Source organism: Shewanella nanhaiensis (assembly GCF_019457885.1).
GTDB lineage: Bacteria > Pseudomonadota > Gammaproteobacteria > Enterobacterales > Shewanellaceae > Shewanella > Shewanella nanhaiensis.
Window position 1 is genome coordinate 74,487 of the sequence record NZ_JAHZST010000015.1, and the last position, 18,005, is coordinate 92,491.

Genomic DNA, 18,005 nt, shown 5'->3' on the forward strand with positions numbered 1-18,005 from the left:
GTAATACCAATCAGTATCGAATTCAGAGCTAAATTATTTTTATTCCTTATAGTGAGTAAATTTTCAACACTTGGGGATTAGACTTTAGTCGGCTCTCGTTTGTCTAAAGTAGGAGGGGAATAGAGTAAAGAATCCACCTACTGAAGTAGGTGCTTTAGGGCTGAAAACAAAAACGCAGCCCTATGGCTGCGCTTTCTCTATTTAATAACTAATTTTTTGACTAGTCACCAAAGTCATCTAATAGGATATTCTCCTCTTCAACACCTAAGCTTTCTAGCATGCTGATGACTGAAGAGTTCATAATTGGAGGGCCACACATGTAGAACTCGCAATCTTCCGGCGCTTTATGGTTTTTGAGATAGTTCTCATACAGGACATTATGGATAAAGCCAGTATAGCCGTCCCAGTTATCCTCAGGCAGAGGATCTGAGAGGGCAACATGCCAAACAAAGTTGTCATTTTCAGCCGCCAACTTATCGAAATCTTCTTGATAGAAAACTTCACGCGTTGAGCGTGCACCGTACCAGAAACTCATCTTACGCTGGGTTTTCTCACCTTTAAGCTGGTTAAAGATATGAGAGCGCATCGGCGCCATACCAGCACCACCACCGATAAAGACCATCTCAGCATCGGTATCTTTAACGAAGAACTCACCAAACGGTCCTGAGATAGTGACCTTATCACCCGCTTTTAGGTTAAAGATATAAGATGACATCTTGCCAGGTGGCAACCCTTCAGAGGGAGGCGTTGCGATACGCACATTAAGCATAATGCGGCCTTTCTCATCTGGGTAGTTCGCCATTGAGTATGCACGCAGTACATCTTCATCAACTTTTGATACCAGATTAAACAGCTCATACTTCTCCCAGTCACCACGATACTCCTCAGGAATATCGAAATCACTGTAGTTCACCTGATGGGCTGGCGCCTCAATCTGAATGTAACCACCGGCCTTAAACTTAACATCTTCCCCTTCCGGTAGCTTAAGCAGTAGCTCTTTAATAAAGGTCGCCTTGTTATCGTTAGAGATAACTTCACATTGCCACTTCTTCACGCCGAAGATCTCATCTTCAACCTCAAGCTCCATGTCGGTTTTAACCGCAACCTGACACGCAAGGCGGCAACCCTCTTTGGCCTCTTTCTTAGTGATATGATCGCGCTCTGTTGGCAAAATATCACCGCCACCAGATTTCACTACCACACGACATTGACCACATGTACCGCCGCCACCACAGGCCGATGGGATAAAGATATCCTTGTTTGCCAAAGCCCCTAATAACTTGTCACCTGCTGAGGTGGTGATGCTTTTCTCATCATCATCATTGATGCGAATAGAGACATCTCCCGTGGAGACCAGTTTACTTTTGGCGATTAAAATCACCATAACCAACACACTCACAACGAAGGTGAACATGCCGATACCAATTGCCATTTCCATCGAATCTACCTTTTCATTATCCGTTTTCTTTAAGCTTCTTGTTTACAAACACAGAGACTTAAATAGAAATACCAGAGAAAGCCATAAAACCGAGAGCCATCAAGCCAGTAGTGATAAAGACAATGCCTATCCCCTGTAAGCCTTCAGGAATAGCATGAAACTTCATCCGTTCACGTAATCCTGCCAGCATCACAATCGCCATCGCCCAGCCCACACCAGATCCCATCGCAAATACAGCCGATTCACCTAAGCTGTAATCGCGGTTCGCCATAAAGATAACGCCAGCAAAGATGGCGCAGTTAACGGTTAACAGTGGCAGGAATATTCCTAAAGAGTCATACAGGCTCGGGATATACTTATCTAAGAACATCTCTAAAATCTGCACCAAAGCTGCAATCACACCGATGAAGGTGATCAGTTGCAGGTAGCTCAGATTTAACTCAGGGTAACCGGCCCAAGCCAGTGCTCCCGGAGCCAAGACATTGGCGTAGATCACTTGGTTGATGGGGACCGCAATAGTCATCACCACGATAACCGCAATACCGAGTCCAAATGAGGTCGACACCTTCTTAGACACCGCAAGGAAGGTACACATGCCCATAAAGAATGACAGCGCCATGTTGTCAATAAAGGCCGCTTGAATAAAAAGATTAATGTAATGTTCCATATCTCTTCCTTAACCTCGTTTACGCTGGATAACGTTAATGGACCAGATCATTAATCCGATGAGGAAAAACGCACTAGGGGGGAGTTTGAACATCTCATTTGCTAGGTACCAGCCACCATTTTCAACGGTTTGCAGTACCTCATGACCAAACAGAGTGCCGCTGCCAAGCAGCTCACGCACAAAGGCAACACCGAGCAAAATCACGCCATAACCTATGGCATTACCAAAGGCATCAACCACAGCTAAGTGTGGTGGGTTCTTCATGGCAAAAGCTTCAGCGCGGCCCATAATGATGCAGTTCGTAATAATGAGACCTACAAACACTGACAGCTGACGAGATAACTCATAAGCCACATCCTGCAACACCATATCGACAATGATCACCAAGGAGGCAATCACAGTCATCTGAGCAATAATACGCACACTGTTTGGGATCAAACGACGTATAGAGGAGATGATCAGGTTAGAGAACACCAACACGAAGGTCACAGCTAATGTCATCACCAAGGCTGTTTGCAACGAGTTACTGACCGCCAAGGCAGAGCAGACACCTAGCACTTGCATCGCAACCGGGTTATTGGTGAAAACCGGGTTAGTCAATATATCGCGAGTCGATAATGTATGAGTACTCACCTTAGACCTCCGAAGCTTTTAACTTGTTAAAGAAGGTTTCAAAGCCCTCATTGCCAAACCAGAACTGGATCGAGCGTTGTACACCACGACCTGTCATGGTGGCGCCACTTATCGCATCGATACCATGAACATCACCCTCTTTCGCGCCGCCTTTCACGACTTTAATAGCAACTTTGCCTTTATCATCAAAGAGCTGTTTGCCGCGAAACTTATCGGTCCACTCAGGATCGTTGAGGAAGTCACCGATACCCGGTGTCTCACCGTGCTCATAAAACACCACGTTTTCTATGGTGTTCAGATCAGACTTCACAGCAACAAAACCGTAGATCATCGACCATAGCCCCTTGCCATAAACAGGCATCACCATGCTTAACAGCTCACCTTTGTCATCGACGACCTTAAAGGCTCGTACTTGATTTGCGCGGCTTTTGATTCTGGCGGTATCTTTCTTAGGCTTGATTGAGGTTTCTGGATTGATGGCTGCCATGCGTTCATCAAAGTCCATTAGGTTACCGTCAGTAGTCACCTTGCCGGTATCAAGCTCCACCAACATAGGGGTCACAGACTTGGCAAAAATCTCACGGAAATCTCTGTCGCCGCTCATGTCGATATCGGCAGCCATCAGCACATAGCGTTGAAGTTCATCTCGCTTCTTGGCCAATTTACGCTCTTTGAGCAGTTCAGCCGTTCCTGTGATCATAAATGAGCACAACAAGCAAAGTATGAAGGTAAAGACCATGGTCCCTACTACGGTATCTTTCTTAAAGGCCATCTCTACTTAACCCCTGCTTTATCTTTACTCGACTCATCTGAAGGGCCAAATAAAAGGTAATCAAATATCCCTGTCCAGATGTTGGCGAATTGAATCGCCAACATGCCTGCGCCGGGCGCACTCTTAACGTTAAAGGGCATTGCGTTTCACCCTCCGCTTGATATTCGCTTTCGCAACTAGGTAGTCAAAGATAGGTGCCCACAAGTTAGCGAATAGGATGGCTAGCATGATCCCCTCAGGCATCTTTGGGTTGACCACGCGGATAAGCACAGTCATAAAGCCGATAAGAAAACCGTAAGCAATTTTGCCCCTACGTGTGTATGAGGTCGTCACGGGATCTGTGGCCATAAACATCATACCCAGCGCAAAACCGCCAGTGACCAGATGCCAGGTCCACGGCATCGCAAAGAGCTCATTTTTCGCAGAGCCAATCAAGTTAAACATGATGGCAGTCAAGATCATGCCCAGCATCACGCCAGCCACGATACGCCAGTCGGCTAAGCGACTTAATAGCAGCAATCCACCACCAATCAAGAGCGCTAAGGTACTGGTTTCACCAATTGCACCAGGTATAAATCCTAAGAAAGCATTCCACCAGTTAGGATCGCTAAAGGCATCAAACCAAGCGTACTCGGCAAAACTCAATTTTCCTGCTGCGGTTTGAGCCAGTGCAGTTGCACCAGAGAAACCATCGACAGCCACCAACTGGCCAACACTCGCCACTTCACTCGGGTAGGCGAAGAAGATAAATGAGAGACCAGCAAGCGCAGGGTTGAGGAAGTTATATCCCATGCCACCAAACAGCTCCTTGGCTATCACCACACCAAAGGTGATGCCCATAGCAACAATCCAAAGTGGCGTCGAGACAGGCAAGATTAAGGTGAACAGTAGTGCGGTCACAAAGAAGCCTTCATGGAGTTCCTGACCACGCACTTTAGCAAATACCACCTCCCAGAAAAGACTCACCAGTAGCGCAGTCAGATAGATGGGAAAGTAGAAACTCAAGCCGTAAAGGAACAGACCAATTAACCCTGTCTGCTCAGTTAACCCGCCAGAGATAAGGTTAAATAGGCCCAGTTGCCATACATCCGGTGTTGATAAACCAGAAGCGATCGCAATCTGCGCCTGTAGCCCTAAGTTATACAAACCAAACAGAATCGCTGGCAGTAAACATAAACCAACCATGGTCATGGTACGTTTCACATCGATAGCATCACGAACATGAACCTTACCTTTAGTGCTGCGACCATGAGCAATAACTAGGGATCTTAGGTAACCCTTCATCGCCTGACCTGGAGCGTAATAGTCTTCCTGTAGATCTGGCTTATTATCTTTTGAATTCATCACCCTTCCCTCTCAATAATATCTAGGCAAGCACGTAGCTCTTTACCAAAGTCATATTTACCTGGACAAACAAAAGTACAGAGTGCTAAATCCTCCTCATCGAGCTCTAACGCACCTAACTCCTGAGCTTCATCAGTGTCACGAACCACTAGGTCGCGTACTAATAGCGTCGGTAGGATATCCAGAGGCATGACGCGATCTAGCTGACCAAAGGCCATCATGGCACGTGCAGAACCACCAGTATGGGTTGTCATCTGAAACAGTTTCTTTGCGCCTTTAAAGCGGGAGGTCACCGCGCGGGTAATGGAGAACTTTTCAGAGCCACCACGAACCCAAGAGAGGAGTTCATGTTGCGAATCTTCGGTCAATGCAGAGATCTGATTATGGAATCGTCCTAGGTAATCATGTACCCCAGCGGCCGTGTGACCAGATAGGACTGAGCCAGATACGACACGCGAAAACCCAGGCTTAAGCTGATCTTTCACGATTTCACTTAACTCGGCACCAAGCTGAGTACGCACGAGTCTAGGATTGAGTACATCAGGTCCCGCCAGAGACACCACGCGATCGGTATATAGCTCACCAGTCTGGAAAAGCTTACCGAAGGCGATCACATCTTGATAGCCGATATGCCATACCTGACGCTCAAGGCTAACAGGTAGGGTAAAGTGGATATGAGTGCCAACAAGTCCCGCAGGGTGAACACCAGCAAAGCGCTTAGTTTCAACCTGCTCTAACTCATGGCCAGGCAAAGATTCACCGACATCTTGACACAAATAGACCTTACCTTGAGTCAAACGCGTTAACGCTGCCATGCCTGTTGCAAAAGCTTCTGACTGCTCAGCAATGATGATGCGTGGTTCTGGCGCTAATGGGTTAGTATCCGTGGCGGTCACAAAGATGGCAGCCGGTACCGTATCTAGCTGAGGTAGGCGTGAAAATGGGCGAGTTCGTAAGGCTGTCCACAAACCACTTTTAACTAAATTGGCCTGCACCGCTTCACGGCTTAAACGGGAAGGGTCTTCACTTGCTTCAAATACTAAGGCGTCGTCGCCTTGACATCGGATCACCACCGACTGCAATACTCGGCGCTCACCACGATTGATGGCGATGATCTCACCACTGGCAGGTGCGGTAAATAACACACCAGGGGTCTTCTTATCTTCGAATAGTGGTTGGCCCTTTTTGACCGTATCACCAACCTCGACCATCATTGTTGGTTTTAGTCCAACATATTCTTCACCGAGAAGCGCAACATGAGAAGAGGTAAACCTCTCCTCTATCAGCTGCTTAGGCTCACCGGCAATGGGCACATCCAGCCCTTTTGTTACTGTTTTTATCTGGTCTTTGAACTCAGCCATCACAAACATCAACCGTTAAAAAATTGGATGCTTAATTCTAAATCTTTGTTAAACTCAAATCCGATAAAGAGGTCACATTCCATCCCCTACTCGTAACTAAAAAACAGAATTTCAGTCAGTTTTGTGACAATGATCGGCTGATATCGTCGGAAAATGATCAATATGTTGTTTTATGACAAAAAATAGCAGTTGTAGCGGCTACTAAATTAGCCTTAACCTAAGCTTAAAAATGAGGCAGTATCTGGCTGTTTTTATACCCGTTAACAAAAAAGGGAATGAGCTATGCTCAATCCCTCCGCTTTAGTTTTCCAACCTTTCAACTCGTCAGTATTAGTAGATACGTTTGCCATTAATCCAGGTCTGATTCACTTGAGTTTGCCATAACTCAGATGCAGGAATAGCAAAGATATCTTGGTCGACCAGAATAAAGTCCGCCTTCATACCTGGTTTTAATTGGCCTATAAGGGACTCTTGATGGGCAGCATATGCCGCTCCTTGGGTGAAGGAGTTAAGGGCTTGGGTTAATGTCATACTCTGGTCGCCATACCAGCCATTTTCAGGCCTATTTTGCTGATCTTGTCGAGTGACAGAGGCGTGTAAACCAAAAAAGGGATTTGCCGATTCAATAGGAAAATCAGAGCCTGCGGCGATCACCGCGCCACTTTCAAGCAGCTTTCGCCAGGCATAAGCGCCTTTAATACGCTCACTGCCGAGACGGTCGAGTGCCATGTTCTTATCGCTTGTGGCATGGGTCGCTTGCATAGAGGCGATAACATTGAGCTTGGCAAAGCGAGGAATATCTTCCAACCTAAGCACTTGAGCATGTTCAATCCTATGCCTTAACGCGCCAGTATTGGTCTCCTTAATCAACTCTTGGTAGTTATCCAGTACGAGTTTATTAGCCTGATCGCCAATGGCGTGGGTATTAACTTGAAAACCAGACTCCATGGCCAGCTTCATCACCTTAGCCATCTCCCCTTCAGGGTATAGGAGTAAGCCACTATTTCCTTTTTGATCACTGTAATCTTCAATAAGCGCCGCACCTCGGCTGCCTAAAGCTCCGTCGGCCGAGAGTTTTACACTGGCGATATCTAGCTTATGTTCAGGTAAGCGTATTGGCCCTTGCTTCATCAACTCACTAAAGTGACGATCATCGGCATCGAGCATGCCGTAGATCCTAATAGGCATCTCATCCGCTTTAGCCAAACTGAGGTAAGCCTCTAAAGTATCATTACCCACTCCCGCATCATGAACACTGGTCAACCCAAGCTTTGATAGCTCCTTCATGGAGAGTTTCAACACGGCTCTTTGTTCTGTTTGGGTTAAACTTGGAATATTTTGGGAGATTAGAGCCATGGCTTTATCGATAAAAACACCTGTCGGCTCACCACTTGCATCACGAATAATCTCCCCTCCCTCAGGTGACTGAGTTTGGGCGTTGATATTTGACAGGGTCATGGCTGCACTGTTCGCCCAACCAGCATGACCATCAATGCGGATTAACCATACTGGTGTATCGGGGAAAATTTTATCCAAACTCTTGGCACTAGGAAATGACTTACTTGGCCATAACACTTGATTCCAGCCCCTTCCCTGCACCCAATTAAGCTCAGGTTGTGCATCCCTAAAATGCTTAACCCGCTTAACCGCCTCATTCTCGGACTCAGCTCCCCTGAGCTGTGCTCGCATCAAGCTCAAACCGTAACTCAGCACATGACCATGAGCATCGATAAGACCTGGGAGCATGGTTTGCCCCTCACCATCGATATAAACCATGGCCTCCTTTTTAGGTAAAGCTTCATCTTTACCATAAAGTTTCAACACCTTGTCACCTTCAAATGCAATAGCACTAAACGGCTTGAGCACACCATCATTGACGCTGTAACCTGAGACATTTGAGATTAAACTGGTTTGAGCATAGGAGGTAAAGCTGAGAAGTAACCCGCTAGTGATAAGAGCTTTCACTACTTTATTGATGATCATCCAATCATTGCCTGCTTCCATTCATTGTTTTTTATCTTATCACGGGTTAACTTTTACGCAAATGAGCACAAACAGCTAGTAAATTAGTCTTAATTTTCCAGCTTATGCAGCGATAAAGCAGATAGGATAGGTCGATGGCCAAATACCGTTTAACGGCAACCCCTTGGGGCTATATGGGAGAATTTTCCGCTATGGCCAGCCCCTGCGAGCTACTGATTGAGACTGATGATAAACAGATAGCAGATGCCATGATGGAACTGGCCTGCACCGAAACCCTAAGAATTGAGCACAAATACAGTCGCTTTATTAAGGGCAATACACTTTGGCAACTCAACCACAGTCACCCAAGGGCCATAGAGTTAGATCAAGAAACCACAAACTTACTGCAGTTTGCCAAGCACTGCTTTGAGTTAAGCCAAGGTAAATTTGATATCACATCTGGCCCCTTAACCGCTCTGTGGCGATTCGATAAACAGGGAAAACTCCCCAAAGAGAGTGAGCTTAATCAGGCTCGCCAGTTTGTTGGATTTTCTCGATTAACCCTCAATCACTCTCAGCTTACTATGCCTGAAGGTATGATGTTAGATCTTGGCGGAATAGGTAAAGAGTACGCCGCAGACCGTGTCGCCCATCTGCTTGCTCACCACTGGGGGGATATTGCTGTTTTAGTCAATTTCGGTGGGGATATCGCTTGCCCAATTGCAAAGCGTTTCGGCGAGCCAGAGTGGCAGGTGGGTATTGAAAACCCTGAAGCATTGGACAGTGCTGCTGAAATAGTCTCAATCCATCAAGGTGGCCTTGCCACCAGCGGGGATACACGGCGATTTATTGAGGTTAACAACAAACGGTTTGGTCATATTATCAACCCTAAAAGCGGTTATCCTATCGAAGGTGCCCCGCGCTCAGTCACTGTTATGGCTGATAACTGCACCACGGCTGGTATGCTAGCCACCATGGCGATGCTAGAGGGAGACGATGCTGAAAACTTTTTAGCCGAGCAAGAGGTAGGCTTTAAGGTATTTCGCTAACAGCAGCAAAGTGAGAGGAACATGACTTCCAATTAACTGTCAGCTATTAACATCGCCTATGCAATATTGTAGGGTTAACAAAACAACTACAATAAATTAACCCCGCTATGTCAAGATCTGCCCCTAAAATTGGACCGGGCGCCTTTATCGCCGCCGCCTTTATTGGTCCTGGTACCGTCACCTTATGCACCATAGCTGGCGTCAAATTTGGCTATGGCTTACTCTGGGTAATGCTGCTCTCAATTGTCGCTACATACACCCTACAGGAGATGTCAGCAAGACTTGGCCTTATCACACAAAAAGGGTTGGCTGCCGTAATTAAGGAGCAGATAGACTCCAGCATATTGCGTAATATCACGCTACTGTTGATCTTCTCCGCCATCGTTGTGGGTAACATCGCCTATGAAGCGGGGAACATTACCGGGGCCTCATTGGGTCTCTCGGCTATTTTTGGTGAAAGCAGCCTGCCTTTTCTTCCTCTGCTTATTGGTTCCGTGTCGGCAATACTGCTGTTTATCGGCAGTTATAAACTACTTGAACGAGTACTTATCGGTCTTGTAATAGCAATGAGTCTCTCCTTTTTTATTACCGCCATACTCACTAAACCAGATTTAGGCGCTGTTTTATCTGGTTTATTCACTCCACAGGTCTCATCACAGAACATTTTAATGGTCATAGGCTTAATCGGCACGACTGTGGTGCCCTACAACCTTTTTCTTCATGCCTCCTTAGTTAAGGAGGTGTGGCAGCATCCAAATGAGCTTAAGTTTGTCAAACAAGACACCCTTATCTCAATCGGTTTTGGTGGCATCATCTCTATTGCAATCATCATCTGTGCAGCCTCAATACAGGGTGACAGTGTCGAGAATCTACTCGATTTGGCCAAGGGACTAAACCCGCTGTTCGGTACTTTCTCATCACTCTTCCTAGGGATAGGTTTGTTTGCTGCGGGGATAACTTCAGCCATTACAGCGCCACTGGCTGCAGCCTTTGTGGGGCAACACTGCTTCGGCTGGAAAGCGAATTTAAAAGACTGGCGTTTCAGAACAATCTGGCTAACTGTCATCATAGTCGGAGTGATCAGCTCATCACTTCAACTCAAACCGATAGAGATCATCAAATTTGCTCAAATAGCCAACGGCTTACTGCTTCCCCTACTTGCATGCCTGCTGCTTTGGATAGTAAATAAGACCCAAGTATTGGGCCAGTACAAGAATAGTCTTCGTCAGAACTTGATAGGCGTAGTCGTGATTGCTATCACGCTTGTGTTGAGTATCAAGACGCTCTATAACCTCTTTTAACTGGGTGGGGAGGCTTGACTCAGCAGCGCTTCGAACTGGGCTAAAATTGATAGACTTCTCTCCCCTTCGACCTGCTGATATTCACTAAAAGCCTGCATCACTTCAGTTGAGTGATAAGGTGAAAAATGGGTGCTTAAAGGGTTAGATAACCCAGCATAGATAGGCTCGTTTATATCATCAAACTGATCAGCGGTAATATCATAACTAAAGCCACTCACCTCCAGCCAATAGTGATTTTCCTCTTTTAATCTATGACGACCATGGATCAACTCAATATAGACGGTTGGAAACTGCCTGTTAATTAGCACCCCTAAATAGAGAGAAGCCAGCTGACAGCTATTTTTAGGGAAATGAGAAAAATGAGGCAACTCAATCTTTGATGCTTGCCTCTCATAAACTCTTCTAAGGCGTTTACTAAGCCGAGTTATCTCTGTATGCATCTCTGCTCCTTTTCCAGATCACAGCGCCAGTAAAATGTGCTCTCAATCAAATAATGAGTCATTCATAAACTACCTACTTAGAAATACACAGCTCAACTATTGTCTCCTGCCAAGTATTAACGCTAGTATCCGAATGTGGAAATTACCACTGTTTTTTTATTCTCATTCTCGTTGTTTCACAAAGGATTAAAGCACAATATGGATTATAAACAACCGCTAGCCATGACCCTATTAACTCTGGCTGTTAGTAGCAGTTGCTTTGCAGCAAATTATCAAAACGTCAAGGATATCCCATTTAAGGACAGCAATTTTAAAGCCTGTGTACTAGCACAAAGAACTGAAGATCCTGCCGCCATCACTAAGCTTATCTGCCGTCAGATGAAGATTGATCAAGTGGATGAACTGGGCCACTTTCCAGGGCTCGAAAAACTGTGGATATCGGGGCCACAACTGAAAAAAGTTGATCTCAGTGGCAATCCAAAACTCACTGAACTGTCCATCACCAAAGGGAAGTTGACTCAATTGGATCTGAGTAAAAACTCCCAACTGCAGGAGCTCAATATCAGCTTTAACCAAGTCTCCAACTTAGATCTAACTCACAACCCTAAGCTGACTGATATCAGTGTTGTAGCCAATAGATTAACAGAGTTAGACTTGAGTCATAACCCTGCGCTTAAGTATCTATGGGCCAAAGAGAATCAGTTTACCTCTCTCGATTTTAGTCATAATCCAGCACTGGTGCAGATAGGTCTAACTAGCAACCAAATATCTACAATAGATGTGAGTAAAAACAGCGAGCTAAACCGTTTAGGCTTGATGTATAACCAGTTAACTAAGCTTGATGTTAGTCATAATACTAAACTGACAAAGCTCTACCTTACTGACAACAAGTTGACCCATATTGATATCAGTCAAAATCCTAAACTCAGAGATCTCTGGGCCACAGGAAACCCTCTAGAACAACTGGATATCAGCAAAAACCCAAAGCTTGATGATTATGAGGTTGACGAAGGGATTAAAGTTAGCGAATAAACAAATTGATAAACAGAAGTTATCGAGGCGATTAAGTTCGCCTCTTAATCATAACCCACTAATCTCGGAGTTGATCTTGGAACTTGTCTTGGGACTTGTCTTAGAATTAGTATTGAGGAATCGAGTCTATCTCTTCACGAGTTAAGTAGCGCCACTGGCCAACAGGCATATCAAGTTTTATCTTCCCCACCTGCTCTCGATGCAAGGCGTTAACTCGATTACCGACACGCGCAAACATACGTTTTACCTGATGATACCGCCCCTCAGTGATAGTCAGTAGCACCTCTTTAGGGGAAACAAACTCAAGCCTTGCAGGTAGAGTTAGCGCTTGCTCTCCCTGTAGATCTAACCCCAGCTCAAAACGAGCTTTAAGCTCAGCATCAATCTCTCCAGCGATCTCTCCCTCAATAGAGTCTCGCAGAGAAACGCGGTACACCTTTTCGCAACGGTATTTGGGGTTAAACACGTTAAATGACCAACGACCATCATCGGTTATCAGCAGTAACCCAGTGGTATCTGCGTCTAACCTACCTGCAATATGCAGCTCACTGGTATGCTCTAAATTGATAAAATTAAACACACTGGGATGATCGCCATCAAGATTCGAACTTAAGGTACCGGCGGGTTTATGCAACATGATATAGCGAGATGCTCGGGCAGCAAGCCGCTGGCCATCCTCTAAGCGAATATGATTGTTTTCATGAACCTGAGCGGAAGGACTAACGACAGATTCACCATTGACCAAGACCTTGCCTGCCAGAATCAGTTCTGTAGCTTCATGGCGTGTCAGCTGTGTGCTCTTACATAGAAATTTATCGAGACGCATAATAAAACTCTAATAATACTGAAAGCGAAAAAGGCCCCTAAGGGCCTTTCTTAACAAAATACTCTCCTAAAGGAGACTAGTTCGCCTGCTCATTGATACTAAGGGCCATCGCTTCGGCCACCTTAATACCATCAATTGCCGATGACATAATGCCACCAGCATAACCTGCGCCCTCACCCGATGGGTAGAAGCCTTTAGTATTGATACTCTGATAATCGCCACCACGCTTAATACTGATAGGCGATGATGTTCGAGTCTCAACACCTGTAAGGGTCGCATCTTCCATGGCAAAGCCACGGATCTTCTTATTAAACGCTGGGATCGCTTCACGTATCGCATCGACACAGTACTGAGGTAGCAAGCTGGTCATATCCGTCAGTCTGATCCCTGGCTTATAAGATGGGTCTACACCACCAAGTTGAGCCGAAGAGGTGCCATTCATAAAGTCACCCACCAGCTGAGCCGGTGCATCATAGTTTTCACCACCAAGCAGATAGGCTGCTTTCTCAAGTTGACGCTGCAGATCGATACCCGCTAATGGATGCCCAGGATAATCACTAGGATCGATCCCCACCACAATTGCGCTGTTAGCATTACGCTCATTACGTGAGTACTGACTCATGCCATTGGTCACCACAGCGTGCTCTTCTGAAGTTGCAGCCACCACAGTACCACCTGGACACATACAGAAGCTGTAAACAGAGCGACCTGATTTACAGTGGTGAACCAGCTTGTAATCCGCAGCACCAAGAATTGGATGACCAGCAAATTGGCCAAACAGCGCCTTGTCTATCACAGACTGGTTATGCTCGATTCGAAATCCGATAGAGAAAGGTTTTGCTTCAACATAGACCCCTTTGTCGTGGATCATCTGGAAAGTATCGCGGGCACTATGGCCTATCGCCATGGCGATATGCTTAGATTTTATTTCAGAACCATCCGCCAAGGTTAAGCCTAACAGTTGGCCATCTTCGATATGCAGATCATCGACTCGTGCACTGAAGCGAATCTCACCGCCCAGTTCGATAATCTTAGCGCGCATCTTCTCCACCATACTCACTAGCTTAAAAGTACCAATATGGGGCTTGCTGACGTATAAGATCTCTTCCGGTGCGCCCGCTTCAACAAACTCGTTAAGCACCTTACGGCCATAATGCTTCTTATCTTTAATCTGGGTCCAGAGCTTGCCATCAGAGAAGGTACCTGCACCGCCCTCACCAAACTGCACATTTGACTCTGTATTAAGCTTTTTACTGCGCCAAAAACCGAAGGTATCTTTAGTACGTTCACGCACCTCTTTACCGCGCTCAAGAATAATTGGCTTGTAACCCATCTGAGCTAATACTAGACCTGCAAAAATACCACAAGGGCCGAAACCGACAACCACGGGGCGCTCACCAAGATCTTCAGGGGCCTTAGCCACAAACTTATAGCTCATATCCGGCGTGGGTTTCACCGATTGGTTATCACTAAACTGCTCAAGCAAAAGGGCATCTTTCGATGTAGTAACATCGAGTGTATAGAGCAAAAAGATACGGTTTTTAGTACGGGCATCGATACCACGACGAAATACCACAGTTTCAACCAGCTCATCAGCAGAGATGTTCAACATGGTTAAAATGGCTTGAGTCAACTCTTCTGGAGAGTGATCGAGGTCGAGTTTAATATTAGAGAGGCGTATCATGGTTTTTCCAGATTTATGTTACTTGGTTATAGTAAAAATAAACGTCAAAGTGGTGCGGTATACTGAGCAGACGAGTCATCCATGTTTATCACATCAATTTGTCATACTTGATAAATCAAAAAACATTGAAATTCGTGATTGGATCCGTATGATCCCGGCACTGCGAGTTAGACTTTCGGGCGAGAGTTTAACAGAAATCAAATCAAAGTTGCGAAGAATAATATGGCTTTCGTTGTCACAGATAACTGCATTAGATGTAAATACACAGACTGCGTCGCGGTATGTCCCGTCGATGCATTCCATGAAGGGCCAAATTTTTTAGCCATCAACCCTGATGTGTGTATCGATTGCGAGCTGTGTGTACCTGAGTGTGCTGCAGCGGCCATCTTTCAAGAAGACGCCCTACCCGAAGGGATGGAGCAGTACCTTGAGCTCAATGCTGAACTTGCTCAGATCTGGCCAGTGATCACACAAGTTATTGATGCACCTATTGATGCTGAGCAGTGGGATGGTGTGAAAGATAAAAGAGAACATCTCATCATTTAGCGGCAGTAAAAAAATAAGCCAAAGGGGGCAAACCTTTGGCTTAAAGCCAGCACACAGCTTAATGAAACCTCTATTAAGCAGTTAATTAAACCGCTCTGTATTTCACACTCATCACAAACTCTCTCATCAGATTCAATTCATCCAGCGGCGTCTTTAGGCTCACCCTAGGATCAAACTTCTCCCCTTGATGTTCGATATAACGCTTTGAAAACAATTTAATCTCCGCCTGTGTTACCTGTTTACTGTTGGCAAACTTGCGTGACAACAGGTGCGCTAGGTACTCCTCAGAGTTCAATGAAGCGGTATCAGCGCCACCCGACAACAGTGCAGAGCTTGCACTCACGCTCGTTGATGACAAGACAATTCCTGCAGCCGTGACATTGCCCATCAGTTTTATCGCCTTTCTGCGACTCATGGTATTTTCTGACATTTTCTCTCTCCCTTATTAGTTCCAAGGACTTACTGTCATTGTTGAAGGATATCTAAGATCATAGGCCCAACGTCTATTACTATTCTTCTCTCTCAAGCCGTCATCAATCTCTTTGATTTTGTTTTCAAACTCATGCAGATGGGTATAAACACGTGGATCATGCATAAAGTTACCTTGTGGGTACTTACCCAATGAGCGATGCCAAGGAGTCGGCAGATCAACAAACAGGCGGGTAAACTCAAACAACGCCATGCCAACATTTAAGCGTGGACACGCACCTAGCCAGTCATGTTTACTGCGACTTTGGTTAGGATCCAGTGGCAGTGATGAGTAGTAACCCAATGCGCCTAAAGGCTGGAATGCAGAGAAGTTACCCAAGGCATGGTTAACACTCATCCAGTAGATAAGGTGAGTCACGGTATTGATAAGCTCACGTCTTGTTGATACTGAGTGAGGGAAACCATTCACTCCAGCACCAGCAACATCGGTTAAAAACGCCTGCAGTTCATAATCATCTCTGACATCGGCGTTGTCTTTATAGTAGAGGCGAATATACCCCTTCACCCACCGGCGGATAGCCCCCCAAGTCTCGGTATTATCATCATGCTGAGGAAAATCTCCAATAGCATTAAAATCAGGATGCTCAGCGCGGTCCAGTGGCTGGCCATGCTCAACAAAATGGTAATGTTGCGAGCGTCTAACTGTGCTGTCTAAGAAAGATTTACTGCTAAAGCCGGAGATCAAATTAACCGCTCCAGTCAATAAGCCATTGAGGGGATCACCATAAATCAAATCACCATTTTCATCCTCGAGGCGGGTACCCACTTCAAAGAAGATCCCGGTAAAGTTGTTAAAAGCCAGTGAGGTCAGGTGAGGCAAGATTAATGCTGACAACGGGTGCATCTCTGGAATATTGCGGTAAAAGCCTGTGGCTACCGGATAGAGAAACACGTGAGTTGAGAGATGATCCACCACATTGGACATGGAGTACATGGTGGTAAATGTATTTTTGGCCATCTTCCATGTCCACTCATTATCGGCTGGCGTAATTATTTTCGAGGCTGGATTCGCGTTATTGCCGATACCAAAGGTGTACCACCAGAACCACTCAAAATCATGCTCAGGTGGTCGTTGAGTCGGTTGAATTGCAATAATTTTCAGCTTATCACTCCCCAAAGGCACTGCGAACAGCGCAATTGAAGCATAAAGACGTCCACCGGAAGCGGGCACATCTAAATGGGAACGACCGGGTTGAAACTGAGCCAACACTTCATCATTAAACTCATGAAAATCAGTGATAAATAATCGGCCTTCGCTCATGGCATCATCAAGGTCGTCATTCTCAAACCCCGCAATACGCCTGAACATACCGTTGGTGATAGGGAAGTTATCCTGATATTGGGTGAAGGGTTTAAAGTAATTAAACACAGGTGTTTGGGCCGCAAGTTGCAAGTCTGCAATCACATCATCACTCTCCCACTCCTCATGCCATGTGGGTTTAGGATACTGTGGGTCATCGATGCGTTGGCCATTTGAGTCAATATCATAGGGATAAAAAAGCAGATCTTGTGCATCATGGACTCGCACAGGGGGCACAGCCGAGGTGATAGGTTCGATGATCTCAAACTTAGCATCACCTCCTGTTAAGATAAGCTCAATTAACTTAGAGAGCAGGAATATCAAACCCGACACCAATGCAGGCCCACCAATTAACACTAAGCGGGCTAAGTTGGCGTTTACATATCGAAAACTGGCATCGAATAACTGCCAATCATCTTCACGCTGTAAGCAAGCATCATCAACACCAAAACTTCCCTCTTGCGCCCTATCGGCACGGGATGCTGCCGTTCCTCGAATTGTCCAAGGCGTGTTGTTACTCACCTCATCAGAGTTGATGTTGCCGTGCACTGGCGTGCCGTCTAAGCGGTCAAAATCATGCCAGTTATTTTCAGATGCAAGTTGCACCAACTGCTTACGCAAAATCTCAGTGGTAGTATCTGAATCCTGCGGCAGAACAGGAAAGGGAAACTCAGGAAGTTCATGCATGCCAGCACCAGTAACGGCGCCAGGTTGATAGTTAGGATTATCAGGATCAACGGGGCAAAGCCTTTGGTAATCATTGGCCGCTGCACGCTCCATACTCCCATCAGAGAAAGCACTTCTTGTGAGCGCACTACTTTCTGGAACGCCATTTTTACGTAAGTCTTCATACAGGGCTAACTGCTCTTGGAGCTTAAGATACTCAGGCGAATCCAAAAACGCTTGATTGTCATTCTTATTAGTCATAACTAAGCCTATCTCAATCTAAAACGTGATCAGTAACAACTCAGCACTCTTTTCAGTACTCTCTATGAGTTTTTTAAACTGACCACAATCCAAAATTTAACAAGGAGCTCAAATCGAGTCTCACTTGTTCCTCTGTCCCTTTAGGGAGCGAATGTGGTCACAGGCGTTTATAGGTAAAATGACCTCAAGTCTATTAAGCGCATCTATCAATAGACAAACAGTGAAAGCACCACA

17 protein-coding genes are annotated in these 18,005 nt (G+C 45.7%); 4 read left to right on the forward strand and 13 right to left on the reverse strand.

Features of this window, described 5'->3' with window-relative positions:
- Positions 1-220 precede the first annotated feature (220 nt).
- The 8 genes from nqrF to K0625_RS18305 form a co-directional block, all read right to left on the reverse strand.
- Positions 221-1,438, reverse strand: a complete 1,218-nt coding sequence (nqrF, locus tag K0625_RS18270; protein ID WP_012326003.1) for an NADH:ubiquinone reductase (Na(+)-transporting) subunit F — start codon at positions 1,436-1,438, stop codon at positions 221-223.
- A 58-nt stretch (positions 1,439-1,496) separates the two neighbouring features.
- On the reverse strand, positions 1,497-2,105 hold the full coding sequence (nqrE, locus tag K0625_RS18275; protein WP_012326004.1) for an NADH:ubiquinone reductase (Na(+)-transporting) subunit E: 609 nt from the start codon (positions 2,103-2,105) through the stop codon (positions 1,497-1,499).
- Positions 2,106-2,114: 9 nt separating this feature from the next.
- Positions 2,115-2,738: an NADH:ubiquinone reductase (Na(+)-transporting) subunit D gene (locus K0625_RS18280; RefSeq protein ID WP_012326005.1), complete on the reverse strand. Its 624-nt coding sequence runs from the start codon at positions 2,736-2,738 to the stop codon at positions 2,115-2,117.
- 1 nt (position 2,739) lies between these two features.
- Positions 2,740-3,510, reverse strand: a complete 771-nt coding sequence (locus K0625_RS18285) for a Na(+)-translocating NADH-quinone reductase subunit C (protein ID WP_220110997.1) — start codon at positions 3,508-3,510, stop codon at positions 2,740-2,742.
- A gap of 2 nt (positions 3,511-3,512) precedes the next feature.
- On the reverse strand, positions 3,513-3,650 hold the full coding sequence (locus K0625_RS18290) for a hypothetical protein (protein ID WP_220110998.1): 138 nt from the start codon (positions 3,648-3,650) through the stop codon (positions 3,513-3,515).
- Complete coding sequence (locus K0625_RS18295) at positions 3,640-4,854, reverse strand: NADH:ubiquinone reductase (Na(+)-transporting) subunit B (protein ID WP_220110999.1); 1,215 nt, start codon at positions 4,852-4,854, stop codon at positions 3,640-3,642. Before K0625_RS18295 ends, K0625_RS18290 begins: the two co-directional genes overlap by 11 nt.
- On the reverse strand, positions 4,854-6,215 hold the full coding sequence (locus K0625_RS18300) for a Na(+)-translocating NADH-quinone reductase subunit A (protein ID WP_220111000.1): 1,362 nt from the start codon (positions 6,213-6,215) through the stop codon (positions 4,854-4,856). Before K0625_RS18300 ends, K0625_RS18295 begins: the two co-directional genes overlap by 1 nt.
- A gap of 330 nt (positions 6,216-6,545) precedes the next feature.
- Positions 6,546-8,219 (reverse strand): amidohydrolase, encoded by a 1,674-nt coding sequence (locus tag K0625_RS18305; RefSeq protein WP_438944512.1) that lies wholly within the window; start codon positions 8,217-8,219, stop codon positions 6,546-6,548.
- 113 nt (positions 8,220-8,332) lie between these two features.
- On the opposite strand from K0625_RS18305, the gene K0625_RS18310 reads away from it, so the two are divergent.
- Positions 8,333-9,226 carry an FAD:protein FMN transferase gene (locus K0625_RS18310; RefSeq protein ID WP_220111001.1) on the forward strand — a complete coding sequence of 298 codons (894 nt, stop codon included), beginning with the start codon at positions 8,333-8,335 and terminating at the stop codon, positions 9,224-9,226.
- Between the two features lie 107 nt (positions 9,227-9,333).
- Complete coding sequence (locus K0625_RS18315) at positions 9,334-10,527, forward strand: Nramp family divalent metal transporter (RefSeq protein ID WP_220111002.1); 1,194 nt, start codon at positions 9,334-9,336, stop codon at positions 10,525-10,527.
- Here K0625_RS18315 and K0625_RS18320 read toward each other — a convergent pair.
- Positions 10,524-10,967 (reverse strand): hypothetical protein, encoded by a 444-nt coding sequence (locus tag K0625_RS18320; protein WP_220111003.1) that lies wholly within the window; start codon positions 10,965-10,967, stop codon positions 10,524-10,526. The two genes, K0625_RS18315 and K0625_RS18320, sit on opposite strands and share 4 nt — an antisense overlap.
- A gap of 198 nt (positions 10,968-11,165) precedes the next feature.
- On the opposite strand from K0625_RS18320, the gene K0625_RS18325 reads away from it, so the two are divergent.
- A complete protein-coding gene (locus K0625_RS18325; protein ID WP_220111004.1) occupies positions 11,166-11,999 on the forward strand; it encodes a leucine-rich repeat domain-containing protein in 834 nt (277 codons plus the stop codon).
- Between the two features lie 106 nt (positions 12,000-12,105).
- Here the strand turns inward: K0625_RS18325 and K0625_RS18330 are convergent, their stop codons facing one another.
- Together K0625_RS18330 and K0625_RS18335 are read right to left on the reverse strand one after the other, a co-directional pair.
- Positions 12,106-12,825, reverse strand: a complete 720-nt coding sequence (locus K0625_RS18330) for a pseudouridine synthase (protein WP_220111005.1) — start codon at positions 12,823-12,825, stop codon at positions 12,106-12,108.
- A gap of 76 nt (positions 12,826-12,901) precedes the next feature.
- Positions 12,902-14,509: an NAD(P)/FAD-dependent oxidoreductase gene (locus K0625_RS18335; protein WP_220111006.1), complete on the reverse strand. Its 1,608-nt coding sequence runs from the start codon at positions 14,507-14,509 to the stop codon at positions 12,902-12,904.
- Positions 14,510-14,731: 222 nt separating this feature from the next.
- Here K0625_RS18335 and fdxA point away from each other — a divergent pair, with 222 nt between their 5' ends.
- On the forward strand, positions 14,732-15,055 hold the full coding sequence (fdxA, locus tag K0625_RS18340; RefSeq protein ID WP_220111007.1) for a ferredoxin FdxA: 324 nt from the start codon (positions 14,732-14,734) through the stop codon (positions 15,053-15,055).
- A gap of 85 nt (positions 15,056-15,140) precedes the next feature.
- Here the strand turns inward: fdxA and K0625_RS18345 are convergent, their stop codons facing one another.
- On the reverse strand, positions 15,141-15,485 hold the full coding sequence (locus tag K0625_RS18345) for a hypothetical protein (protein ID WP_220111008.1): 345 nt from the start codon (positions 15,483-15,485) through the stop codon (positions 15,141-15,143).
- A gap of 15 nt (positions 15,486-15,500) precedes the next feature.
- Entirely contained in the window at positions 15,501-17,771 is a 2,271-nt protein-coding gene (locus K0625_RS18350) for a lipoxygenase family protein (protein ID WP_220111009.1), read from the reverse strand.
- Positions 17,772-18,005: the final 234 nt, after the last annotated feature.